Annotated in this window: 22 protein-coding genes and 1 pseudogene; 12 read left to right on the top strand and 11 right to left on the bottom strand. The window is 69.2% G+C overall.

From position 1 onward, the window contains the following. Nucleotides 1-26: 26 nt before the first annotated feature. The 5 genes from pgl to tkt are packed head-to-tail and all read right to left on the bottom strand — an operon-like array spanning nucleotide 27 to nucleotide 6,636. Nucleotides 27-809: a 6-phosphogluconolactonase gene (pgl, locus tag OG966_RS10255; protein WP_326649173.1), complete on the bottom strand. Its 783-nt coding sequence runs from the start codon at nucleotides 807-809 to the stop codon at nucleotides 27-29. Continuing rightward, a complete protein-coding gene (gene opcA, locus OG966_RS10250) occupies nucleotides 806-1,828 on the bottom strand; it encodes a glucose-6-phosphate dehydrogenase assembly protein OpcA (RefSeq protein ID WP_326649172.1) in 1,023 nt (340 codons plus the stop codon). Before opcA ends, pgl begins: the two co-directional genes overlap by 4 nt. After that, a complete protein-coding gene (zwf, locus tag OG966_RS10245) occupies nucleotides 1,825-3,357 on the bottom strand; it encodes a glucose-6-phosphate dehydrogenase (protein WP_326649171.1) in 1,533 nt (510 codons plus the stop codon). Before zwf ends, opcA begins: the two co-directional genes overlap by 4 nt. 5 nt (nucleotides 3,358-3,362) lie before the next feature. Further along, nucleotides 3,363-4,481, bottom strand: coding sequence for a transaldolase (gene tal / locus OG966_RS10240; RefSeq protein WP_326649170.1), 1,119 nt, complete (start codon nucleotides 4,479-4,481; stop codon nucleotides 3,363-3,365). 34 nt (nucleotides 4,482-4,515) lie between these two features. Then, on the bottom strand, nucleotides 4,516-6,636 hold the full coding sequence (tkt, locus tag OG966_RS10235) for a transketolase (protein WP_326649169.1): 2,121 nt from the start codon (nucleotides 6,634-6,636) through the stop codon (nucleotides 4,516-4,518). Between the two features lie 348 nt (nucleotides 6,637-6,984). On the opposite strand from tkt, the gene OG966_RS10230 reads away from it, so the two are divergent. From OG966_RS10230 to OG966_RS10220, 3 genes are all read left to right on the top strand, one after another. Continuing rightward, complete coding sequence (locus OG966_RS10230) at nucleotides 6,985-7,932, top strand: heme o synthase (protein WP_326649168.1); 948 nt, start codon at nucleotides 6,985-6,987, stop codon at nucleotides 7,930-7,932. Between the two features lie 113 nt (nucleotides 7,933-8,045). After that, nucleotides 8,046-8,366, top strand: a complete 321-nt coding sequence (locus OG966_RS10225) for a hypothetical protein (RefSeq protein ID WP_326649167.1) — start codon at nucleotides 8,046-8,048, stop codon at nucleotides 8,364-8,366. A gap of 65 nt (nucleotides 8,367-8,431) precedes the next feature. Beyond that, nucleotides 8,432-9,517: an amidohydrolase family protein gene (locus tag OG966_RS10220; RefSeq protein WP_326649166.1), complete on the top strand. Its 1,086-nt coding sequence runs from the start codon at nucleotides 8,432-8,434 to the stop codon at nucleotides 9,515-9,517. A gap of 33 nt (nucleotides 9,518-9,550) precedes the next feature. Here the strand turns inward: OG966_RS10220 and OG966_RS10215 are convergent, their stop codons facing one another. The 4 genes from OG966_RS10215 to OG966_RS10200 form a co-directional block, all read right to left on the bottom strand. Then, complete coding sequence (locus OG966_RS10215; RefSeq protein WP_406732455.1) at nucleotides 9,551-10,510, bottom strand: COX15/CtaA family protein; 960 nt, start codon at nucleotides 10,508-10,510, stop codon at nucleotides 9,551-9,553. Between the two features lie 71 nt (nucleotides 10,511-10,581). Next, nucleotides 10,582-11,691, bottom strand: coding sequence for a hypothetical protein (locus OG966_RS10210; protein ID WP_326649164.1), 1,110 nt, complete (start codon nucleotides 11,689-11,691; stop codon nucleotides 10,582-10,584). A gap of 50 nt (nucleotides 11,692-11,741) precedes the next feature. Further along, nucleotides 11,742-12,527, bottom strand: coding sequence for an ABC transporter permease (locus OG966_RS10205; protein ID WP_326649163.1), 786 nt, complete (start codon nucleotides 12,525-12,527; stop codon nucleotides 11,742-11,744). Further along, on the bottom strand, nucleotides 12,524-13,450 hold the full coding sequence (locus OG966_RS10200; protein WP_326649162.1) for an ABC transporter ATP-binding protein: 927 nt from the start codon (nucleotides 13,448-13,450) through the stop codon (nucleotides 12,524-12,526). The genes OG966_RS10205 and OG966_RS10200 overlap by 4 nt, the downstream gene beginning before the upstream one ends. Before the next feature lie 495 nt (nucleotides 13,451-13,945). On the opposite strand from OG966_RS10200, the gene OG966_RS10195 reads away from it, so the two are divergent. From OG966_RS10195 to OG966_RS10155, 9 genes and pseudogenes are all read left to right on the top strand, one after another. Then, nucleotides 13,946-14,686 carry a helix-turn-helix transcriptional regulator gene (locus OG966_RS10195; RefSeq protein ID WP_326649161.1) on the top strand — a complete coding sequence of 247 codons (741 nt, stop codon included), beginning with the start codon at nucleotides 13,946-13,948 and terminating at the stop codon, nucleotides 14,684-14,686. Next, nucleotides 14,683-16,104 carry a Fe-S cluster assembly protein SufB gene (sufB, locus tag OG966_RS10190; protein ID WP_326649160.1) on the top strand — a complete coding sequence of 474 codons (1,422 nt, stop codon included), beginning with the start codon at nucleotides 14,683-14,685 and terminating at the stop codon, nucleotides 16,102-16,104. Before OG966_RS10195 ends, sufB begins: the two co-directional genes overlap by 4 nt. A gap of 61 nt (nucleotides 16,105-16,165) precedes the next feature. Beyond that, nucleotides 16,166-17,347 carry a Fe-S cluster assembly protein SufD gene (sufD, locus tag OG966_RS10185; protein ID WP_326649159.1) on the top strand — a complete coding sequence of 394 codons (1,182 nt, stop codon included), beginning with the start codon at nucleotides 16,166-16,168 and terminating at the stop codon, nucleotides 17,345-17,347. Then, the gene (locus tag OG966_RS10180) at nucleotides 17,347-17,667 is read left to right on the top strand and encodes a bifunctional 3-phenylpropionate/cinnamic acid dioxygenase ferredoxin subunit (RefSeq protein ID WP_326649158.1); all 321 of its coding nucleotides are present in this window, start codon (nucleotides 17,347-17,349) and stop codon (nucleotides 17,665-17,667) included. Before sufD ends, OG966_RS10180 begins: the two co-directional genes overlap by 1 nt. A 7-nt stretch (nucleotides 17,668-17,674) precedes the next feature. Continuing rightward, a complete protein-coding gene (gene sufC, locus OG966_RS10175; RefSeq protein ID WP_326649157.1) occupies nucleotides 17,675-18,439 on the top strand; it encodes a Fe-S cluster assembly ATPase SufC in 765 nt (254 codons plus the stop codon). Then, the gene (locus tag OG966_RS10170; RefSeq protein ID WP_326649156.1) at nucleotides 18,436-19,692 is read left to right on the top strand and encodes a cysteine desulfurase; all 1,257 of its coding nucleotides are present in this window, start codon (nucleotides 18,436-18,438) and stop codon (nucleotides 19,690-19,692) included. The genes sufC and OG966_RS10170 overlap by 4 nt, the downstream gene beginning before the upstream one ends. A 95-nt stretch (nucleotides 19,693-19,787) precedes the next feature. Then, nucleotides 19,788-20,252, top strand: coding sequence for a Fe-S cluster assembly sulfur transfer protein SufU (gene sufU / locus OG966_RS10165; protein WP_326649155.1), 465 nt, complete (start codon nucleotides 19,788-19,790; stop codon nucleotides 20,250-20,252). Continuing rightward, nucleotides 20,249-20,587: a metal-sulfur cluster assembly factor gene (locus OG966_RS10160; RefSeq protein WP_326649154.1), complete on the top strand. Its 339-nt coding sequence runs from the start codon at nucleotides 20,249-20,251 to the stop codon at nucleotides 20,585-20,587. The genes sufU and OG966_RS10160 overlap by 4 nt, the downstream gene beginning before the upstream one ends. A gap of 90 nt (nucleotides 20,588-20,677) precedes the next feature. After that, nucleotides 20,678-21,099: pseudogene (locus OG966_RS10155) on the top strand (VOC family protein). Here the strand turns inward: OG966_RS10155 and OG966_RS10150 are convergent. Together OG966_RS10150 and OG966_RS10145 are read right to left on the bottom strand one after the other, a co-directional pair. Then, a complete protein-coding gene (locus OG966_RS10150) occupies nucleotides 21,096-22,157 on the bottom strand; it encodes a DUF7847 domain-containing protein (RefSeq protein ID WP_326649153.1) in 1,062 nt (353 codons plus the stop codon). The pseudogene OG966_RS10155 and the gene OG966_RS10150 sit on opposite strands and share 4 nt — an antisense overlap. A gap of 67 nt (nucleotides 22,158-22,224) precedes the next feature. After that, entirely contained in the window at nucleotides 22,225-22,728 is a 504-nt protein-coding gene (locus tag OG966_RS10145; protein ID WP_326649152.1) for a MarR family winged helix-turn-helix transcriptional regulator, read from the bottom strand. Nucleotides 22,729-22,745: the final 17 nt, after the last annotated feature.

Here is a 22,745-nt window from a genome sequence, read left to right as displayed (position 1 = left end):
GTGGGGTCCGGGGCGGAGCCCCACGGTCAGGCCGACGCCGGCGGATACAGGCCGCGCGGCAGCTGTGCGGCCGCCGCAGCGTCCAGCAGCCACAGCGTCCGGCCGCGTCCGTACGCGCCCGCCGCGGGAGCCTGCACCTCGCCCGCGCCAGACAGCGTGATCTTCACGGCCTTCGCCTTGTCCTCGCCCGCCGCCAGCAACCACACCTCGCGTGCCGCGCGAATCGCCGGAAGCGTGAGCGAGATACGGGTCGGCGGCGGCTTGGGCGCGCCGTGGACGCCGACCACCGTGCGCTCCCTCTCGCGGACCGCGGGGAGCTCCGGGAAGAGGGACGCCACATGGGTGTCCGGGCCGACACCCAGCATCAGTACGTCGAACGTCGGCACCGGACCATGGTCCTCAGGACCCGCCGCGGCCGCGAGTTCGGCCGCGTACGCGGCAGCAGCCGCGTCCGCGTCGTTGCCGTACTCGCCGTCCGACGCGGGCATCGCGTGCACCCGGGCCCGATCCAGCGGCACTTTGTCCAGCAGGGCCTCGCGGGCCTGCGTGACATTGCGCTCCGGGTCGCCCTCCGGGAGAAACCGCTCGTCGCCCCACCACAGGTCGAGCCGCGGCCAGTCGATCGCGTCCCGGGCCGGTGAGGTGCCGAGAGCGCCCAGCAGGGCGTTGCCGTTGCGACCGCCCGTGAGGACCACCGATGCCGAGCCGCGCGCGGACTGGGCGTCCACGATCTTCGTGATCAGCCGGGCCGCGGCGGCCTGTGCCATCAACTCCTTGTCCCGGTGGACAACGAGTTGTGGAGCACTCACTTCGCAGCCGCCTTCTTGGCCGGAGCGGACTTCTTGGCCGCGGAGGCGGGTTTGGCATCGGACTCCGACGTATCGTCAGCCCCGGTTTCCTCCGGACCGGCCAGCCGGTCCACGCCGAACCGCAGCGCCGAGGCGTAGATGTCGTCCGGGTCGAGCCGCCGCAGTTCCTCCGCGATCAGCTCGGCCGTATCACGCCGGTGGAGGGCCACCGCCCGGTCCGGCTGGCCCTGGATCGACAGCGTCGCCAGCGAGCCGTCCGCCCGGTCCAGCACGATCGGACCGCAGCTGGTCTCCATCCGTACGGCGGTGAGGCCGGGACCGGCGGAGGACGAGCGCTTCACCGGCACCTTCAGCCGGTCCGCGAGCCACATGGCGAGCAGCTCGCAGCTCGGGTTGAACTCCTCGCCCTCCACCTCCGCCCCGGTGACGTCGCAGTTGACCTGGTCCAGAGCGGCCGCGAGCATCGAGCGCCACGGCGTGATCCGGGTCCAGGCAAGATCGGTGTCGCCGGGGGTGTACACCTCGGCTCGCGCCGCCAGCTCCCGCACCGGCTTCTCGGAGGCGTAGATGTCCGTCACCCGGCGCTGTGCCAGCGCGCCCAGCGGGTCCTTGGCCGGGTCGGTCGGCGCGTTAACCGGCCACCAGACCACTACCGGCGCGTCCGGCAGGAGCAGCGGCAGCACCACCGACTGGGCGTGGTTGATGACCTCGCCGTACAGCCGCACGACGACCGTCTCACCGGTGCCCGCGTCAGCGCCCACCCGTACCTCGGCGTCCAGGCGTGCCTTCGCCCGGTCGCGCGGCGAACGCGAGACCCGCTTGATGACGACGAGCTTTCGCGAGGGGTGCTCGCGGGACGCCTCGTTGGCAGCCTTCAGCGCGTCGTAGGCGTTCTCCTCGTCGGTGACCATGACAAGGGTGAGCACCATGCCGACGGCCTGCGTGCCGACGGCCCGCCGTCCCTGCACCAGCGCCTTGTTGATCTTGCTGGCTGTGGTGTCCGTAAGGTCGATCTTCATGGCCGACGCCAGCTCCGTCCGTCGCGTGCGAGCATTTCGTCCGCCTCGACCGGACCCCAGGTCCCGGCCGGGTACTGCGCGGGCTTGCCGTGCTCGTCCCAGAACTTCTCGATCGGGTCGAGGATCTTCCAGGACAGCTCGACCTCCTCCACACGCGGGAAGAGGTTGGAGTCGCCGAGCAGGACATCGAGGATGAGGCGCTCGTACGCCTCCGGGCTGGACTCCGTGAAGGACTCGCCGTACGCGAAATCCATCGAGACGTCCCGCACCTCCATCGAGGTGCCGGGCACCTTCGAGCCGAACCGTAGGGTCACGCCCTCGTCCGGCTGGACGCGGATGACCAGGGCGTTCTGGCCCAGCTCCTCCGTCGCCGTGTGGTCGAAGGGGGAGTGCGGGGCGCGTTGGAAGATCACCGCGATCTCCGTGACACGGCGGCCGAGCCGCTTGCCGGTACGGAGGTAGAACGGGACTCCGGCCCAGCGGCGGTTGTCGATCCCCAGCTTTATGGCCGCGTAGGTGTCGGTCTTCGACTTGGGGTCGATGCCCTCTTCCTCGAGATAGCCGACGGCCTTCTCGCCGCCCTGCCAGCCGGCCGTGTACCGCGCGCGCACCGTGTTCTTGGACAGGTCCTTGGGCAGCTTCACCGCGCCCAGCACCTTGGTCTTCTCGGCCGCGAGCGCGTCCGCGTCGAAGGAGGCGGGTTCCTCCATCGTGGTCAGCGCGAGCAGCTGGAGCAGGTGGTTCTGGATGACGTCACGGGCGGCGCCGATACCGTCGTAGTAGCCGGCACGGCCGCCGATGCCGATGTCCTCGGCCATGGTGATCTGGACATGGTCGACGTACGACCGGTTCCAGATCGGCTCGAAGAGGGTGTTGGCGAAGCGCAGCGCCAGAATGTTCTGGACGGTCTCCTTGCCGAGATAGTGGTCGATCCGGAAGACCTCGTTGGACGGGAAGACCTCGTGCACCACCTGGTTGAGCTCCTGGGCGGAGACCAGGTCGTGGCCGAACGGCTTCTCGATGACCGCGCGGCGCCAGGAACCCTCCTTCTGGTCGGCGAGCCCGTGCTTCTTGAGCTGCTGGACGACCTTCGGGAAGAACTTCGGCGGTACGGAGAGATAGAACGCGAAGTTGCCGCCGGTGCCCTGCTTCTTGTCGAGGTCATCTATGGTCGACTTCAGCCGCTCGAAGGCGTCGTCGTCGTCGAAGTTGCCCGGGACGAAGCGCATCCCCTGGATGAGCTGCTGCCAGACCTCCTCGCGGAACGGCGTACGGGCGTGAGCCTTGACGGCGTCGTGGACCTCCTGTGCGAAGTCCTCGTCCTTCCACTCACGGCGGGCGAAACCGACGAGCGAGAAGCCCGGCGGCAGCAGCCCGCGGTTGGCCAGGTCATAGACGGCTGGCATCAACTTTTTACGTGACAAATCGCCCGTGACGCCAAAGATGACCAGGCCCGACGGCCCCGCGATACGCGGGAGCCGTCGGTCTGCAGGGTCACGGAGCGGGTTGGCTCCGCTGAGACCGGACAAGTTGGTCAGCCCTCCGAAGGAGCGAGGCGCTTGAGCTCGGCCTCGGTCGAGTTGAGCAGGTCGTTCCAGGACGTCGCGAACTTCTCCACGCCCTCGTCCTCGAGCAGCTGCACGACCTCGTCGTAGGAGATCCCGAGCTTCTCGACGGCGTCGAGGTCGGCGCGGGCCTGCTCGTACGTGCCGCGGACCGTGTCACCGGTGATCCGACCGTGGTCGGCGGTGGCCTCCAGGGTGGCCTCCGGCATGGTGTTCACCGTGCCCGGGGCGACCAGCTCCTCGACGTACATGGTGTCCTTGTACGCCGGGTCCTTGACGCCGGTCGAGGCCCACAGCGGACGCTGCTTATTGGCCTGCGCCTTGTCGAGCGCGGCCCAGCGGTCGCTGCTGAAGACCTCTTCGTACGCCTCGTACGCCAGACGGGCATTGGCGAGAGCCGCCTTGCCGCGGGCCTCCTTGGCCTCCGGGGTGCCCTGGGCGTCCAGCCGCTTGTCGATCTCGGTGTCCACACGGGACACGAAGAAGGACGCCACGGACTGGATCCTGGAGAGGTCCAGGCCCGAGGCCTTCGCCTTCTCCAGACCGGCCAGGTACGCGTCCATGACCTCGCGGTAGCGCTCCAGCGAGAAGATCAGCGTGACATTGACGCTGATGCCCTTGCCGATGACCTCGGTGATCGCCGGCAGGCCGGCCTTCGTCGCCGGGATCTTGATGAGCGTGTTCGGACGGTCCACCAGCCAGGCCAGCTGCTTGGCCTCGGCGATGGTCGCCGCGGTCTTGTGCGCGAGCCGCGGATCGACCTCGATGGAGACCCGGCCGTCCTGGCCGCCGGTGGCGTCGAAGACCGGACGCAGGATGTCGGCGGCGTCCCGGACGTCGGCCGTCGTGATCATCCGTACGGCTTCCTCGACGGTCACCTTGCGCACGGCGAGGTCGGCGAGCTGCTGCTCGTAACCGTCGCCGCTGCTGATGGCCTTCTGGAAGATCGAGGGGTTGGTGGTGACGCCCACGACGTGCTGCTGGTCGATCAGTTCGGCGAGATTGCCGGAGGTGATCCGCTTGCGCGACAGGTCGTCGAGCCAGATCGCGACGCCTTCGTCGGAGAGGCGCTTGAGTGCGTCTGTCATGAGAATTGCATCTCCTACTTGTCGTATACCGGCGTCAGCGCGCGGCGGCTTCCAGCCCATTGACAGTTTCAAGCGAGTCCCGGGCGGCAGCGGCCACGTTGTCGGCAGTGAAGCCGAATTCGCGGAAGAGGACCTTGCCGTCGGCCGAAGCGCCGAAGTGCTCCAGCGAAACGATGCGTCCCGCGTCGCCGACGAAGCGGTGCCAGGTCAGACCGATACCTGCCTCGACCGCGACACGGGCCTTCACGGCCGGCGGCAGGACGCTGTCCTTGTACGCCTGGTCCTGCTCCTCGAACCACTCGACGGACGGCATCGAGACCACCCGGGTCGCAACGCCCGCGGCCTGCAGCTGCTCGCGCGCCTCGACAGCCAGCTGGACCTCCGAGCCGGTGCCGATGAGGATGACCTGCGGCGCCGTGCCCTGCCCTTCGGGCCCTTCGGCGTCGAACAAGACGTAACCGCCCTTGGCGGCATCCTCGTTGGCCTCGTATGTCGGCACACCCTGGCGGGTCAGCGCCAGGCCGTGCGGGGCGCCCTTGCCGAACTTCTTGGTGTAGCGCTTGAGGATTTCGCGCCAGGCGATGGCGGTCTCGTTCGCGTCGGCCGGCCGGACGATGTTCAGGCCCGGGATCGCGCGCAGCGAGGCCAGGTGCTCCACCGGCTGGTGGGTCGGCCCGTCCTCGCCCAGGCCGACCGAGTCGTGCGTCCACACGTACGTCACCGGCAGGTGCATCAGCGCCGAGAGACGTACGGCGTTGCGCATGTAGTCGGAGAACACCAGGAAGGTGCCACCGTAGATACGGGTGTTGCCGTGCAGCGCGATGCCGTTCATGGTCGCGGCCATGGCGTGCTCGCGGATGCCGAAGTGGATCGTGCGGCCGTACTTGTCCGCGCCCGGCAGCGGGTTGCCGTCGGGCAGGAACGACGACGTCTTGTCGATCGTCGTGTTGTTCGAACCGGCCAGGTCGGCGGAGCCGCCCCACAGTTCGGGAATGACCGCGCCCAGCGCCTGCAGGATCTTGCCGGAAGCGGCGCGGGTGGCGACACCCTTGCCGGTCTCGAACTCCGGGAGCTTCTCCTCCCAGCCCACCGGGAGCTCGCCGGAGCGGATCCGGTCGAACTCGGCGGCGCGCTCCGGGTTGGCGGTGCGCCACGCGGCAAACGTCTTCTCCCACTCGCCCTTGGTCTCGCGGCCGCGGTCGAGCGCCTCACGGGCGTGCGCGAGGACCTCGTCGGAGACCTCGAAGCTCTTCTCCGGGTCGAAGCCGAGGACGCGCTTGGTGGCCGCGACCTCCTCGTCGCCGAGCGCCGAGCCGTGCGCGGCCTCGGTGTTCTGTGCGTGCGGGGCGGGCCAGGCGATGATCGAGCGGACCGCGATGAAGGAGGGGCGCTCCGTCTCGGCCTGCGCCGCCTTGAGGGCCTTGTAGAGACCGGCCGGGTCGAGGTCGCCGTCGGGCTTCTGCTCGACACGCTGGACGTGCCAGCCGTACGCCTCGTACCGCTTGAGGGTGTCCTCGGAGACGGCCGTCTCCGTGTCGCCCTCGATGGAGATGTGGTTGTCGTCCCACAGCAGCACCAGGTTGCCGAGCTTCTGGTGCCCGGCCAGCGAGGACGCCTCGGCGGAGATGCCCTCCTGGAGACAGCCGTCACCGGCGACGGCCCAGATGGTGTGGTCGAACGGCGAGGTGCCCGGGGCGGCATCCGGGTCGAACAGGCCGCGCTCGTAGCGGGAGGCCATGGCCATGCCCACGGCATTGGCGACGCCCTGGCCGAGCGGGCCCGTCGTCGTCTCGACGCCCGGCGTGTGCCCGTACTCCGGGTGGCCCGGGGTCCTCGAACCCCAGGTCCTGAAGGCCTTCAGGTCATCGAGCTCCAGGCCGTACCCGGCCAGGAAGAGCTGGATGTAGAGGGTCAGGGACGTGTGCCCCGCGGAGAGCACGAACCGGTCGCGGCCGGTCCAGTCCGGATCGGCGGGGTCGTGCCGCATGAGCTTCTGGAACAGGACATAGGCGGCGGGCGCGAGGCTCATGGCCGTACCGGGGTGGCCGTTGCCGACCTTCTGTACGGAATCCATGGCCAGGACGCGGGCGGTATCAACGGCCCGCTGGTCCAGATCGGTCCACTCGAGGTCTGTGGTGGTCGGCTTGGTGCTCACCCTGGGTCAGGGCTCCTCTCCACATGTTCGTATCCCGGTGACGACGGAAGACCGGGCGCTGTCGAGCCTACCCCCGGAGCAACGCGCCTCTTTTCGAGTGCACGCCTTTCAAAAAACCGGACACAGCCAGGGTGCCGTCAGAGCGTCGTCTCCGCCTGTCGGCGGTGTATACGCGTGCCGTGCGGCCACCGCTCAACACGAGCCCACCCCCGCGAAGATCGGTGTCCGGGCAACGTCTAGAGTGGCGTGGTACGCGCAAGTCTTCACGGGTATTCACTTCCCCCATAGCCCATCGGGCATGGGAGGTACCCCCCGGAGCTTGCTGGGATTTCTCTGTCAGGGGTGTGCGTGACGGCCGTCGAGTCCCGACCCGCAGGGGTCGTCTTGACTCCCAGCCCGGGGGGCCATCGGCCGTTCGGGGCTCGCGTCAAGGCATTCGTGGCGCTGACCAAGCCACGGATCATCGAGCTGCTGCTGATCACCACAGTTCCGGTGATGTTCCTCGCCGCGCAGGATGTTCCCGACCTCTGGCTCGTGCTCACGACGTGCATCGGCGGTTACCTCTCCGCAGGCGGCGCCAACGCACTGAACATGTACATCGACCGCGACATCGACGCCCTGATGGACCGTACGTCGCAGCGTCCGCTGGTCACCGGCATGGTGTCGCCGCGCGAGTGCCTGGTCTTCGGTCTCGCCCTCGCCGTCGTCTCGACGCTCTGGTTCGGGCTCCTCGTCAACTGGCTGTCGGCCGCGCTGGCGCTGGGCGCGCTGCTCTTCTACGTCATCGTCTACACGATGATCCTTAAGCGCCGTACCTCACAGAACATCGTCTGGGGCGGCATCGCCGGCTGCATGCCGGTCATGATCGGCTGGTCCGCCGTCACCAACTCGATGTCGTGGGCCGCGGTCATCCTCTTCCTCGTCATGTTCTTCTGGACGCCGCCGCACTACTGGCCGCTGTCGATGAAGGTGAAGGAGGACTACGCGCGCGTGGGCGTGCCGATGCTTCCGGTCGTCGCCTCCAACACCGTGGTGGCCCGGCAGATCGTCCTCTACAGCTGGGTGATGGTCGCCGTCTCGCTGCTGCTGACGCCGCTCGGCTACACCGGCTGGTTCTACACCGCGGTGGCGCTGGTCACCGGCGGCTGGTGGCTCTGGGAGGCGCACTCGCTGCAGCGCCGCGCCAAGTCCGGGGCGACGGGCGGCAAGCTCAAGGAGATGCGGCTCTTCCACTGGTCCATCACCTATGTGTCGCTGCTCTTCGTGGCGGTCGCGGTGGACCCCTTCCTGCGCTAGCCGCACTCCGGCCCTTCGGACACCCGAGGACCGGGGGTCCGGGCGGGCACCAGTGGCCCACACCACGTGACCCGGCGTCGCCAGGGCGCCGTACCCGCAAGTAGCATCGATGCATGGCAGACACCAAGCAGGCAGAGCGCAAGGCGGCCAAGCTCGCCAAGCAGATCGGCGCCTTCGCCAAGGCGCACGGCGGCGCCGAGGGGCAGCTCGAGTACATCGGTCAGGCGGGCACCCGCCTCGTGCTCGTCGGCGAGGACGGCGGCTGGGGCGACCTTGTCGCGCCGAGCCACTCCATCGCACAGGCCGCGGCCGAGAAGGCCGGGATCACGCTGCACGAGTCGTTCGACGGCGAGTTCGCGGCGAAGGTCCGCACTGGGCCGTACGAGTGGACCCGGATGGCGGGCATCCAGGTCGGCGGTCCGTCCAACGACTGAGCAACACCTCGTCGGGGTGTCACCCGTTAGGACTGTGGAAGCACGGTCCACGAATGGGAGACCGGATGATCGACACCCCGACCCTTGTGGACCAGTACTGCCACGGAGTGCTCCGTACGGAGCTGGGCCTCGGCACCTTCGAGGCCCAGCTGGGCAGGACTGCGGGGCCACCCGCGCCCGGCACCACCTTCTTCGACACCCAGACAGGCTTCGCCGTACGGCGCTGGTGCCCGCCGCTGCTGGGTCTTGAGCCGCACTGCCCGCCCGCCCGCTATCTCGCCCGCCGCCGCGAGCTCGGCGTGCTCGAGGCGGGCAGACGGCTGCTGCGGGGCAGCGGAATCTCCACCTATCTCGTGGACACCGGGCTGCCCGGTGACCTCACGGGCCCGCGCGAGATCGCCGCGGCCGGTTCGGCCGACGCGCGCGAGATCGTCCGTCTCGAACTCCTCGCCGAGCAGGTCGCCGACACCTCGGGCACCGTGGAGAGCTTCCTCGCGAATCTCGCCGAGGCCGTGCACGGGGCCGCCGCCTCCGCCGTCGCCTTCACCTCGGTCACGGCCGTGGGCCACGGACTCGCCCTCGCCCCCGAGCCCCCGGGCCCCGGGGAGGTGCGCGGGGCCGCCGGACGCTGGCTGGCCGGGCGGCAGGTCGGCGGCAGACTCACCGATCCCGTACTGGTGCGGCATCTGCTGTGGATCGCGGTCGCCTCAGGTCTGCCGCTCCAGCTGCATGTCGGGGTCGAGGATCCGATGCTGCTCACCGGCTTCGCGGCCGCCACCGCCGGTCTCGGCACCGATCTGGTGTTGCTGCACGGCTATCCGTACCACCGGCACGCCGCGCATCTGGCGAGCGTCTACCCGCATGTGTACGCCGATCTCGGGCCCGCTCTCGTGCACACAGGGGCTCGGGCCGCCGCCGTCCTCGCGGAGATCCTGGAGCTCGCGCCATTCGGGAAGCTGCTGTTCTCCAGCGGTGCGCGCGGCCTGCCGGAGCTGCATGTGGTGGGTGCCCGGATCTTCCGGGAGGCGCTCAGCCGGGTGCTCGGCGGCTGGGTCGGCGACGGCGCCTGGGCCCGTACGGACGCGGAACGGGTCGCGGGGATGATCGCGGCGGGCAATGCCCGACGGGTCTACGCACTGCCGGACGCCTGACGGTCGGGCGTCCGGCAGCCGGACGCCCGACCGTCAGACGCGGGAGAGCGCCGAGTCGGCCTGCGCCGGGATCTCCGCGTCGTTCTGCGGACGCTCGCGCAGGCTCAGCGCGAGGCGCACCACCGCGATCCACATCAGCGCGGAGCCGAGCATATGGGCGGCGACCAGCGTCTCCGGGACGTGCGTGAAGTACTGGACATAGCCGATGACGCCCTGGGCGAGCAGCACGATCAGCAGATCGCGGGCGCGCGCCCGGGTGTCGTCCGGGGCGTCGACCACCCGTAGCACCAGCCACATCGCCACGGCCAGCGCGCAGACCGCCCAGGCGGCGAAGGCGTGGATATGCGCGGCGTCCGCCCAGTCCCACGGCATACGCGGTACGTCGCTGCTGTCGCCGGCATGCTTGCCGGAACCGGTCACCGTCGTGCCCAGTGCGATGAGCAGCACCGAGACGGCGACGATCGCCCAAGACAGCTTGCAGACGGGGCGCGGGACGCGCGGGCGCGGCGTGCCGTCGCCCTCGCGGGTGCGCTGCCAGGTGATGGTGGCGACCGTGAGCAGCCCGGTGGCGAGCAGGAAGTGCCCGGCCACGGTCCAGGGGTTGAGGCCCGCCCAGACCGTGATGCCGCCGAGCACGGCGTTGCCCATCACGATCCAGAACTGTGACCAGGCGAGCCGGGTCAGTCCGCGCCGCAGCGGCTTGGTGGCGCGTGCCGCGACGATCGTCCAGCCGACCGCCGCCGACAGGACGTATGTCAGCATCCGGTTGCCGAACTCGATCGCGCCGTGGATGCCCTGCTCGGGGGTGGCGAAGAGGCTGTCGTCCGTGCACTTGGGCCAGGCGTCGCAGCCGAGACCGGAGCTGGTCAGCCGGACCGCGCCGCCGGTGACGATGATGACCACGCTCATCACGACCGCGGAGAGCGCAGCGCGCCGGAGGGTCCGGGGTGTGGGCGTCCAGCGCCGGGCGATTTGGGCGAGTGGGGTCTGCACGGGCTCTATCGTAGGCGGGCGATTGTGCACGTTTTCACGAGGGGTCGGGTCCGGGGATCCCGCCGGTCCGGTCAGGACGGCGCGTACGCCAGCCGGAAGCGCGAGTCGTCGAGATGGTCCTCCTCCTCCCACCACACGGCGATCCGCCAGTGCGCCGAGGGCGGCGGGCGGTCGGGCGAGTGCAGGAACGCGTCGGCCAGCTCCGCCGCCACCGCCTCCGCGCTGCGGTCCGTGACGGCGTCCGTGCCACGCCACGGGTGCGTCAGCGGGGTCCAGGGCCCGTCGGCGCCGTCCCGTACGTCGAACCGCCACACCGCCCGCCACGACCGGGCCCGCAGGATCCGCCTGACCTCCGCGCCGTCCAGCCCCAGCCCTCCGGCGATGGCATCCGGATCCACACCCTCGATCCGTGCCGCCAGGACCGCGAGCGGCAGCAGCCGCTCCGGAAGCAGGTTCTCCGCCCGCAGATGTGTCAGTCCACCGTCGAAAGGGCAGCGCCGCAATCTGCGTTCCAGCTGGTCGTCGAGGTGCTCGAGGGCCACGGCGTGCGCCGCCTCGGGCCGGTCGCACGCGGACCACAGGGCGTGGAACTCACGCTCGGCCCGCACGGCCCAGGACGCCGCCTCCACCGGCAGGCCCAGCTCCTCCAGCCGGTCGCCGAGACAGGCATGCGCCTGAGCGAGGCCCTCCCGGTTGCGCGGGTCCGAGCGGTCGAGGCTCTCCCAGACCTCGATGGCGCGGCGGGTGGCGGTCAGGGCGGCGAGTCCGTCCTCGCGCTCGCCGCGCGAGGGCTGCTCGCCCATCGGATGGAGGGCGTAGCGGGGCAGACCCAGCTCGTCGCTGAGCGGCTCGGCCAGGTAGACGGCCTGACTGATCAGCGCGCGGGCGTACCAGCGGGCGTGCTTCTCGTCATGTCTGGCCGGCTCCTCGCAGCGCCGGATCGCAATGTCGACGGCGGCCAGCGCGTCGTCGCGGCGGCCGGTGTCGAAGTGGTGGCGCGCAAGATCGCCGTACCGCAGGCTCAGCCGCGCGGTGAGTGAGAGATCGTCCTCGGCATGCGCGGCGAGCGCCGCGATCAGGTCCGTCAGCATGCGCTCGCGCTCCCGGGGGGAGGCACCGGCCCTTCCGGACCTCACCTTCGCCCACTCCGCGTCCAGTCGCAGTGCGGCAGTCCGCTCCATAGACGCCTCCCACCGTGCCCGGATCTTGCAGGCTCATACTGGCCCGTGAGTCAGTCCCAGCGGAAGGTCCGTGCGGCTGCGCCGAGTCCGAGCACCGCCCAGACAGCGAGGATCCCGAGATCGCCCCACGGCACTCCGGCGCCGTGCTGGAGCACATCGCGCAGACCGTCCGAGAGCGCCGAGATCGGCAGCAGCGCGAGCACCGACCGGACGCCGTCCGGGAACCTGTCCAGCGGCACGATCACCGAGCCGCCCACCAGGAGCAGCAGAAAGACCAGATTGGCGGCGGCCAGGGTGGCCTCGGCCCTGAGCGTCCCCGCCATCAGCAGGCCGAGGCCGGAGAAGGCGGCGGTGCCGAGGACGAGCAGCAGGAGTACGGACGCAGGGTTGCCGTGCGGAGACCAGCCGAGCGCGAAGGCGATGACGGTCAGCAGCACGATCTGGAGGACTTCGGTGGCCAGGACGGAGAGCGTCTTGGCGCTCATCAGGGCCCAGCGGGGGAGCGGCGACGCGCCGAGCCGCTTGAGGACTCCGTACCGCCGCTCGAAGCCTGTCGCGATGGCCTGGCCGGTGAAGGCGGTGGACATCACGGCGAGGGCGAGCACGCCGGGTGCCAGGAAGTCGACGGCCTTGCCGCTGCCGCCCGTTGTCGCGGTGGGCAGAGTGAGGATGTCGACGGTGGAGAAGAGGACCAGCAGCAGCGACGGGATGACGACGGTGAGCAGCAGCTGCTCGCCGTTGCGCAGCAGCATCCTCGTCTCGAACGCGGTCTGCGCCGCGATCATGCGGGGCAGCGGCGCGGCGCCGGGCTTCGGCGTGTACGTACCGAGGCTCATGAACGCAGCTCCTTGCCGGTGAGTTCGAGGAAGACATCTTCGAGGGTGTGGCGCTCGACGGCGATCCCGTCGGGCATCACGCCGTGCTGCGCGCACCAGGACGTGACGGTCGCCAGCAGCTGCGGATCCACCTCGCCGGTGATCCGGTACGCCCCGGGCGTGAGCTCGGCCGCCGCGGTACCGTCCGGCAGCGCCTTGAGCAGCGAGCCGACGTCCAGCCCGGGCCGCCCGGTGAAGCGCAGCGTGTTCTCGGCGCCGCCCCGGCACAGCTGCTCGGGACTGCCGCCGGCGATGACCCGGCCCGCGTCGATGATCGCGACATCGTCGGCGAGCTCCTCGGCCTCGTCCATGAAGTGGGTGGTGAGGACGGTCGAGACACCGTCGGCACGGAGCTCGCGTACGAGCTCCCAGGTGGATCGGCGGGCCTGCGGGTCGAGGCCGGCGGTCGGCTCGTCCAGGAAGACCAGTTCGGGGCGGCCGACGACGGCCATCGCCAGCGCGAGCCGCTGCTGCTGGCCGCCGGAAAGCCGCCGGTATGCCGTACGGCCGCAGCTGCCGAGCCCCAGCCGCTCGATCAGCACGTCCACATCCAGCGGATGGGCGTGCAGTTTGGCCATATGGCGCAGCATCTCGTCGGCCCGGGCGCCCGAGTACACACCGCCGGACTGGAGCATCACGCCGATCCGGGGGCGGAGTCTGCCGGCGTCGGCGACGGGGTCGAGGCCCAGGACGCGCACCGTGCCCGCGTCGGCGCGCCGGTAGCCCTCACACGTCTCGATCGTGGTGGTCTTGCCGGCTCCGTTGGGGCCGAGAACGGCGGTCACGGAGCCCTGGAGGACCTCGAGATCGAGGCCGTCCACGGCCGTCTTGGATCCGTACTGCTTGACCAGGCCACGGATCTGGACGACGGGCTCGCTTCGCATGCCGGGAAGTCTAGGCGGGGGGCCGAGGGCCCCGGGGCGCGGGGGCCCGGGACCGTCGCACACCGATTCCGTCACGCGGTGGACCCGGCACCTCAGGGTGACTGCCGGTGGCCGATGCGACCCGTGCGGCGGAGCGCCGGGGGCTTCGCGGAGCTGAGCCGAGGGGACGCAGTACGTGCCCAACCTCGATCCGGCGCCGGAGGCGGCCATCCGTTCGGTCCATGACCGGGCCTCGAGTTCCGGGTCACGGACGGGGGCAGGCGGGCTGGTCAACCTGTGGTCGGTGGCACATTTCGGCAAGGCTCCGGTGCATTCGATCAGGGTCGCCGACCGCCCGGATCCGGCCGGTTGATTTCGTAGCAATGACCTGGTCAGGACCCGTCCGGCAGCCGCTGGACGGCCCCGGCGCTTAGGTGACCCTTAGTGATGAAGCGCACCGGACCACGTCTTGGACGTCGGTTGTCACGGCCAGAGGAATTACGCAACAATGGCGTTGTGAAAAACGTTGGCGAGGCTCCTCACGAGGAACTTGCGACCGGGGAGCGCTCCACGCGCAACCGGGTCGCCCGGTCCGTCCTGGACCACGGCCCGTCCACCGTGGCCGACCTCGCTACGCGCCTCGGCCTCACCCAGGCAGCTGTACGCCGTCACCTCGACTCGCTCGTCTCCGACAATGTCGTCGAGCCCCGTGAGCAGCGGATCTACGGCGCGCGCACCCGCGGGCGACCCGCCAAGGTGTTCGCCCTCACCGACTGCGGCCGGGACGCCTTCGACCAGTCGTACGACACGCTGGCCGTCGACGCGCTCCGCTGGATCGAGCGGACCGCGGGTGGCGGAGCGGCGGGAGAGGCGGCCGTCGCCGCCTTCGCCCGGGACCGGATGGCCACGCAGGCGGAGGCCTACCGCAAGGCGGTGGACGCCGCGGCGCCCGAGGAACGCACCGAAGCGCTGGCCAAGGCCCTGAGCGTCGACGGGTACGCTGCTACGGCGCGTAACGCACCGGTCGGCCAGCAGCTCTGTCAGCACCACTGCCCGGTCGCTCATGTCGCCGAGCAGTACCCCCAGCTGTGTGAGGCTGAGACCGAGGTCTTCTCTCGTCTCCTGGGAACGCATGTACAGCGTCTGGCCACCATCGCCCATGGTGACGGCGTCTGTACGACGTTCATCCCGCACAGCTCACCCCAGACCACCACACAGTCAGCATCTGCAAATACGGCCGGGAGGAACCCCGCATGACTCTCCCCACGGAGACTGCCCACCCCGAACTCGAGGGTCTGGGTACGTACGAATTCGGCTGGGCCGACTCCGACGCGGCCGGTGCCACGGCCAAGCGCGGCCTCTCCGAGGCGGTCGTCCGCGACATCTCGGAGAAGAAGAACGAGCCGGAGTGGATGCTGAAGCTGCGGCTCAAGGGTCTGCGGCTGTTCGGCAAGAAGCCCATGCCGAGTTGGGGCTCGGACCTGTCGGGCATCGACTTCGACAACATCAAGTACTTCGTGCGCTCCACGGAGAAGCAGGCGGAGTCCTGGGAGGACCTGCCCGAGGACATCAAGAACACGTACGACAAGCTCGGCATCCCGGAGGCGGAGAAGCAGCGCCTGGTCGCCGGTGTCGCGGCCCAGTACGAGTCCGAGGTCGTCTACCACCAGATCCGTGAGGACCTGGAGGAGCAGGGCGTCATCTTCCTCGACACGGACACCGCGCTGAAGCAGCACCCGGAGCTCTTCCAGGAGTACTTCGGCACGGTCATCCCTGTCGGCGACAACAAGTTCGCCTCGCTGAACTCCGCCGTGTGGTCCGGTGGCTCCTTCATCTACGTCCCCAAGGGCGTGAAGGTCGACATCCCGCTTCAGGCCTACTTCCGTATCAACACGGAGAACATGGGCCAGTTCGAGCGGACGCTGATCATCGTCGACGAGGACGCCTACGTCCACTACGTCGAGGGCTGTACCGCCCCGATCTACTCCTCGGACTCGCTGCACAGCGCCGTTGTCGAGATCATCGTCAAGAAGGGCGGCCGCTGCCGCTACACGACGATCCAGAACTGGTCGAACAACGTCTACAACCTGGTCACCAAGCGCGCCGTGGCGTACGAGGGCGCGACCATGGAGTGGGTCGACGGCAACATCGGCTCCAAGGTCACCATGAAGTACCCGGCCGTCTACCTGATGGGCGAGCACGCCAAGGGCGAGACCCTGTCCATCGCCTTCGCGGGCGAGGGCCAGCACCAGGACGCCGGCGCCAAGATGGTCCACATGGCCCCGAACACCTCCTCGAACATTGTTTCCAAGTCGGTGGCGCGAGGCGGCGGCCGTACCTCCTACCGCGGTCTGATCGAGATCGGCGAGGGCGCTGCGGGCTCGAAGTCCAATGTGCTCTGTGACGCGCTGCTGGTCGACACGATCTCCCGCTCCGACACATACCCGTACGTGGACGTCCGCGAGGACGACGTGTCCATGGGCCACGAGGCGACCGTCTCCAAGGTCTCCGACGACCAGCTCTTCTACCTGATGAGCCGCGGTATGACGGAGTTCGAAGCGATGGCGATGATCGTGCGCGGCTTCGTCGAGCCGATCGCCAAGGAACTGCCCATGGAGTACGCGCTGGAGCTCAACCGGCTGATCGAGCTGCAGATGGAGGGGTCGGTCGGCTAAGGCCCCGCCCTCCCCGAGCAGCGACTGTTTTTCGACGTAGGAAGAGAGCAAGACGACAGCCATGGCTGAGGCTCAGAACATTCCGGCGGGCTCCACCACTGCCGGTTCGATCGCGGTGGCCGCCGAGTCGACCGTCGCCACCCGCATGAGTGCACCGCCGTCCTTCGACGTGGCGGACTTCCCGGTCCCGCACGGCCGGGAGGAGGAGTGGCGCTTCACTCCGCTCGAGCGGCTGGCCGGTCTGCACGACGGCACCGCCGTCGCTACCGGCAGCGCCGTCAAGGTCGCGATCGACGCCCCCGAAGGCGTGATCATCGAGACCGTCGGCCGTGATGACCCACGGCTCGGCAGGGCGGGCACCCCGGTGGACCGTGTCGCCGCCCAGGCGTACTCCTCCTTCGAGACGGCCTCGGTCGTCACCGTGCCCAAGGAGACGGTGCTCACCGAGCCGGTCCGTATCGCCGTGCACGGAGAAGGCGGCACCGCCTACGCCCACCAGATCATCGAACTCGGCGCCTTCGCCGAGGCCGTCGTGGTCATCGACCACACCGGTGACGCGGTGCTCGCCTCCAATGTCGACTACCTGCTCGGCGACGGAGCGAAGCTCACCGTCGTCTCCGTCCAGGACTGGGACGACAAGTCCGTCCACGTCTCCCAGCACAATGCGCTGGTCGGCAGGGACGCCTCCTTCAAGTCGATCGTCGTCACCTTCGGCGGCGACGTCGTACGCCTGCACCCCCGCGTTTCCTACGCGGGCACCGGTGGCGAGGCCGAGCTTTTCGGCCTGTACTTCACCGACGAGGGTCAGCACCAGGAGCACCGCCTCTTGGTCGACCACAACGCCCCGCACTGCCGCTCCAACGCCGCCTACAAGGGCGCGTTGCAGGGCCAGGACGCGCACGCGGTGTGGATCGGCGATGTCCTGATCGAGGCCGTGGCCGAGGGCACGGACACATACGAGATGAACCGCAACCTCGTCCTCACGGACGGCGCGCGCGTCGACTCCGTACCGAACCTGGAGATTGAGACCGGCGAGATCGTCGGCGCCGGTCACGCCTCCGCCACCGGCCGCTTCGACGACGAGCAGCTCTTCTACCTGCAGTCCCGTGGCATCCCGGCCGACGAGGCGCGCCGCCTGGTGGTCCGTGGCTTCTTCGCCGAGCTGGTCCAGAAGATCGGCCTGCCCGACGTCGAGGAGCGCCTGCTGGCCAAGATCGACGCGGAGCTGGAGGCATCCGTCTGATGGCAGCCTTCGTCCGAGCCTGTGGGCTGAGCGAGCTGGAGGAGGGCACCCCGAAGCGGGTGGAACTCGACGGCACGCCGGTGTCCCTCGTCCGCACCGAGGGCGAGGTGTTTGCGATCAACGACATCTGCTCGCACGCGAATGTCTCCCTGTCCGAGGGCGAGGTGGAGGACTGTCAGATCGAGTGCTGGCTGCACGGCTCCAGCTTCGACCTCCGCACCGGTAAGCCGTCCGGCCTTCCCGCGACGCGCCCCGTCCCCGTATACCCCGTAAAGATCGAAGGGGACGATGTGCTCGTCTCCGTCACCCAGGAGTCCTGAGTCACCCATGGCAACGCTTGAAATCCGCGACCTGCACGTCTCCGTCGAGGCCGAGAACGGCCCCCGGGAGATCCTCAAGGGCGTCGACCTGACCGTGAAGCAGGGCGAGACACACGCCATCATGGGCCCCAACGGCTCCGGCAAGTCGACCCTCGCCTACTCCATCGCGGGCCACCCCAAGTACACGATCACCAGTGGCACCGTGACTCTGGACGGCGAGGACGTCCTGGAGATGACCGTCGACGAGCGCGCCCGCGCAGGCATGTTCCTGGCCATGCAGTACCCGGTCGAGGTCCCCGGCGTCTCCGTCTCCAACTTCCTGCGTACGTCGGCGACGGCGATCCGCGGCGAGGCCCCCAAGCTGCGTACCTGGGTGAAGGAGGTCAAGTCCGCCATGGAACAGCTCCAGATGGACCCGGCCTTCGCCGAGCGCAATGTGAACGAGGGCTTCTCCGGCGGTGAGAAGAAGCGCCACGAGATCCTTCAGCTGGAACTTCTCAAGCCGAAGATCGCGATCCTGGACGAGACCGACTCCGGCCTGGACGTCGACGCGCTGCGTCAGGTCGCCGAGGGCGTCAACCGCGTCCACGGGACCGGCGAGGTCGGCACCCTGCTGATCACGCACTACACGCGCATCCTGCGCTACATCAAGCCCGACTTCGTGCACGTGTTCGCGAACGGCCGCATCGCCGAGTCCGGCGGCGCCGAGCTCGCCGACAAGCTCGAGGCCGAGGGCTACGAGGCATACACGAAGGGTGGCGTATCCGCGTGACACAGCTGCCGGGCCTCCTCGACACCGAGGCGATCCGCAAGGACTTCCCGATCCTGGACCGCCTGGTCCACGACGGGAAGAAGCTCGTGTACCTGGACAACGCGGCGACGTCACAGACGCCGCGCCAGGTGCTCGATGTGCTGAGCGAGTACTACGAACAGCACAATGCCAACGTCCACCGCGGTATTCATGTGCTCGCCGAGGAGGCCACGGCGCTGTACGAGGGTGCCCGCGACAAGGTCGCCGCCTTCATCAACGCGCCCAGCCGCGACGAGGTCATCTTCACCAAGAACGCCTCGGAGTCGCTCAACCTCGTGGCGAACATGCTCGGCTGGGCCGATGAGCCCTACCGCGTGGACCACGAGACCGAGATCGTCATCACGGAGATGGAGCACCACTCCAACATCGTTCCGTGGCAGCTGCTCTCGCAGCGCACCGGCGCGAAGCTGAGGTGGTTCGGCCTCACCGACGACGGCCGTCTCGATCTGTCCAACATCGACGAGATCATCACCGAGAAGACGAAGATCGTCTCCTTTGTGCTGGTCTCCAACATCATGGGCACCATCAACCCCGTCGAGGCGATCGTCCGCCGTGCGCAGGAGGTCGGCGCGCTGGTCCTGATAGACGCCTCGCAGGCCGCCCCGCACATGGTGCTCGACGTGCAGGCGCTGCAGGCCGACTTTGTGGCCTTCACCGGCCACAAGATGTGCGGCCCGACCGGTATCGGTGTGCTGTGGGGCCGCCAGGAGCTGCTCGAGGACCTGCCGCCGTTCCTCGGCGGCGGCGAGATGATCGAGACCGTGTCGATGCACTCGTCGACGTACGCTCCGGCGCCGCACAAGTTCGAGGCCGGTACGCCCCCGATCGCCCAGGCCGTAGGCCTCGGCGCGGCCGTGGACTACCTCACCTCGATCGGCATGGACAAGATCGCCCAGCATGAGCACGTCCTCACCGAGTACGCGGTGAAGCGGCTGCTCGAGGTCCCGGACCTGCGCATCATCGGCCCCACCACGGCCGAGGACCGCGGCGCGGCGATCTCCTTCACGCTCGGCGACATCCACCCGCACGACGTGGGCCAGGTCCTCGACGAGCAGGGCATCGCGGTCCGGGTCGGCCACCACTGCGCGCGGCCCGTCTGCCTGCGGTACGGAATTCCTGCGACCACGCGAGCGTCGTTCTATCTGTACTCCACGCCGTCGGAGGTCGATGCCTTGGTCGACGGGCTGGAGCACGTACGGAACTTCTTCGGCTAGGGGCTGGGACGTGTTGTGCCTTCCCGGGGGAACCCCCGTCCCCCGGCAGGAGAGGCACCTGGACGGACCGGCGAGAGGACGCGAGGTCAATCGCAGTGAAGCTTGATTCGATGTACCAGGAAGTCATCCTGGACCACTACAAGCACCCTCATGGGCGTGGTCTGCGGGATGGCGATGCCGAGGTGCACCACGTCAATCCGACGTGCGGCGACGAGATCACACTCCGCGTACGGTACGAGGGCTCGCTCATCGCGGACATCAGCTACGAGGGTCAGGGCTGCTCCATCAGCCAGGCCAGCGCGTCCGTACTGAACGAGCTGCTCGTCGGCAAGGAGCTCACCGAGGCGCAGAAGATCCAGGCCACCTTCCTGGAGCTGATGCAGTCCAAGGGTCAGACCGAGCCGGACGACGCGATGGAGGAGGTGCTGGAGGACGCGGTCGCGTTCGCCGGCGTCTCCAAGTACCCGGCCCGGGTTAAGTGCGCTCTGCTGAGTTGGATGGCCTGGAAGGACGCGACCGCCCAGGCACTGGGAGACGGCGCGGAGAGGAAGACGGCATGACCGAGAACGCAGGAGCCGCACTGAAGCCGGCCTCCGAGGAAGAAGTCCGCGAGGCGCTGTACGACGTCGTCGACCCCGAGCTGGGCATTGACGTCGTCAACCTCGGCCTGATCTACGGCATCCATATCGACGACGCCAATATCGCCACCCTCGACATGACGCTGACGTCCGCGGCCTGTCCGCTGACCGATGTCATCGAGGACCAGGCGAAGGCGGCGACGGACGGTATCGTCAACGAGCTGAAGATCAACTGGGTCTGGATGCCGCCGTGGGGCCCGGACAAGATCACGGACGACGGCCGCGAGCAGCTGCGCGCGCTCGGTTTCAACGTCTGAGCCGACGTCTGAGCCTGGCCTGAGCCCACGTCTGGGCCGGCCACCCCGAGATCCGGCAAACGGCCATGCCCGCCAGGCAGACTGGCGGGCATGGCCGTTTCTCTGTACACCGTCGTCATCGACTCCCACGATCTGCCCGCGCTCGCCCGCTTCTGGAGTCAGGTCCTGAACTGGAAGGTGGCCTTCGAGGCCGAGGACGAGATCGTCATCGGGGCCGACGAGTCCACCCTGCCGGGGATCACCTTTGTGCCTGTGGGCGAGCGGAAGACCGTCAAGAACAGACTGCACATCGATCTCACGCCCGACGACCAGGCCGCCGAGGCGAGCGAAGCGAGATGGGGGTCCCCCCGGCCGAAGGCTGGGGGAGGATCATCGGGCTCGGGGCGCGGCGGGCCGACGTCGGGCAGGGGCCGGACGTGACCTGGGTGGTGCTCGCCGACCCCGAGGGCAATGAGTTCTGTGTGCTGCGGCCGAAGAAGACCCTGATCGACCAGACCGACCGGATCGACTAGTACGCGGGCGGTACGGCGGCGGCCTCGGCGAGGACCGGGGCCAGGTTCTCCTTGCGGATGCGCTGGTCGACGTAGAGCAGGCTGGTCACCAGCTGCGGGAAGGTGGCGACGAAGATATCGCCGATCAGCTGGCTCAGCAGCAGCACGATCAGCAGACCGCCCATGGAGACCAGCACTTGCGAGGCCGTGGGATCCGGACCCAGGTCCGAGGTGCCGATCGCACCCGGGAACATCCCGATCAGGTTCACCGGAAGCTGGATGATGTAGCTCGCCGCCGCGGCGATGCCGAAAGCGAGCAGTGTGCTGCCGAAGATCCGCCACCAGCCGCCGCGTACGAGGTGGGAGGAGCGGCGCAGCGCCGCCAGCGAACCCTGGCCCTCGAAGACGGCGGCGGCCGGGGCGAGGCTGAACTTCACCCAGAGCCAGGCAGCGAGCGGTGTGGTCGTCAAAGCGCCCAGGAAGGCCAAGGGCGGCACGACGAGCGGCCCGCTCCCCATGGCGAGGAGCGCGATCATGAGGGTGACGAAGGCCAGCAGGAACAGCGCGACCGGGACCAGCAGGATCAGGCTGGTGAGGAAGACCGCGCCGATCACCGCGGGTACCCGGGCGCGGGCCCGGCGCCAGACGGCGCCGAAGGTGGTGGGCCGGCCGAGCACCGCTTCCTGCACGATCGCCGCACAGCCGGCGTAGATCATCGTCGTGGCGAGCAGCATCGCCAGCAGGCCGACGAGCCAGACGCAGCCGAAGGCGATGAGCAACGGCCGGACGTCCTCCCAGGCGGGAGTCCCTTCGTCGGCGAAGACCCGCGGGAGATGACTCCCCACAGCCGCATAGGCGCCGGCGAACGCCGCCGCGACCACGGCTACCGCCGCTCCGTAGACGACCGCGGCTATGCCGAACAACTGCTTCCAGTAGCGGCCGATCGTTGCGAATGCCCCGCCCAGGACATCGCCGAGGCCGAGCGGAGCCAGCGGGATCACTCCGGGCTTCGGTGGCGGCGGGGGCATCCAGCCGCCCCAGCCCGGAGGGCCTGCGTGCGGCGTGTTCCCGTATGCCATCGGTGTGTCTCCCGCGCGTATTGTGCCTGGTCGGACGGGACACCGTAGCGGGACGGGCGGCGGCGGGTTACGGCGCCCCCTTCGCCTTGCCCTTCGTCGCGGCCCGTGCCCCGCTCCTGGTCTCGGCCGTCGCCTCGCGGAGCGCGGGCCCGGCCTGCTCGAAGTAACGGACGAGGACGCGCAGTTCGTCGGCGCTGAAGCCGTCGAAGACCTCGGCCATCCGGCGGCGGCCCGCGCCGAAGGCCGCCTCGTCCTGCTCGCGGGTGAGCGGCACCGCCTCGACAACGACCCGTCGGCGGTCGGCCGGATCGGGGCGGCGGTGGATCCAGCCGGCCTGTTCGAGGCGGTCGACGAGCCGGGTCGTGGCGCTCTGCGAGAGTCCGATGCGTGCGGCGAGCCCACCGGTGGTCAAGGGTCCTGCGAGTTCCAGGGCGTTGAGCGCGTACACATCGGTGGGGTTCTGCCCGAGAGTCTCGGCCGCCGCCTGGCCGTGCAGGACGACGGCGGTGAGGTAGTCGCGGTAGACGCGCGCGAGCTGCCCGGGCAGCGGTCCGTATTCCTGGTCGGACATCGTCCGCCACCTTTCCC

This window comes from Streptomyces sp. NBC_01750 (assembly GCF_035918095.1).
Lineage (GTDB): Bacteria > Actinomycetota > Actinomycetes > Streptomycetales > Streptomycetaceae > Streptomyces.
The sequence above is the reverse complement of the archived record's forward strand: the minus strand, read 5'-3'. Positions and strand labels throughout refer to the sequence as shown.

Bases quoted from the DNA above. Each gene is read 5' to 3' on its own strand.
- opcA (WP_326649172.1), bottom strand. From the start codon at position 1,828: ATGAAGATCGACCTTACGGACACCACAGCCAGCAAGATCAACAAGGCG.
- tal (WP_326649170.1), bottom strand. From the start codon at position 4,481: ATGACAGACGCACTCAAGCGCCTCTCCGACGAAGGCGTCGCGATCTGG.
- OG966_RS10225 (WP_326649167.1), top strand. From the start codon at position 8,046: ATGGCAGACACCAAGCAGGCAGAGCGCAAGGCGGCCAAGCTCGCCAAG.
- OG966_RS10220 (WP_326649166.1), top strand. From the start codon at position 8,432: ATGATCGACACCCCGACCCTTGTGGACCAGTACTGCCACGGAGTGCTC.
- OG966_RS10210 (WP_326649164.1), bottom strand. From the start codon at position 11,691: ATGGAGCGGACTGCCGCACTGCGACTGGACGCGGAGTGGGCGAAGGTG.
- OG966_RS10205 (WP_326649163.1), bottom strand. From the start codon at position 12,527: ATGAGCCTCGGTACGTACACGCCGAAGCCCGGCGCCGCGCCGCTGCCC.
- OG966_RS10200 (WP_326649162.1), bottom strand. From the start codon at position 13,450: ATGCGAAGCGAGCCCGTCGTCCAGATCCGTGGCCTGGTCAAGCAGTAC.
- sufB (WP_326649160.1), top strand. From the start codon at position 14,683: ATGACTCTCCCCACGGAGACTGCCCACCCCGAACTCGAGGGTCTGGGT.
- sufD (WP_326649159.1), top strand. From the start codon at position 16,166: ATGGCTGAGGCTCAGAACATTCCGGCGGGCTCCACCACTGCCGGTTCG.
- OG966_RS10180 (WP_326649158.1), top strand. From the start codon at position 17,347: ATGGCAGCCTTCGTCCGAGCCTGTGGGCTGAGCGAGCTGGAGGAGGGC.
- sufC (WP_326649157.1), top strand. From the start codon at position 17,675: ATGGCAACGCTTGAAATCCGCGACCTGCACGTCTCCGTCGAGGCCGAG.
- OG966_RS10160 (WP_326649154.1), top strand. From the start codon at position 20,249: ATGACCGAGAACGCAGGAGCCGCACTGAAGCCGGCCTCCGAGGAAGAA.
- OG966_RS10150 (WP_326649153.1), bottom strand. From the start codon at position 22,157: ATGGCATACGGGAACACGCCGCACGCAGGCCCTCCGGGCTGGGGCGGC.
- OG966_RS10145 (WP_326649152.1), bottom strand. From the start codon at position 22,728: ATGTCCGACCAGGAATACGGACCGCTGCCCGGGCAGCTCGCGCGCGTC.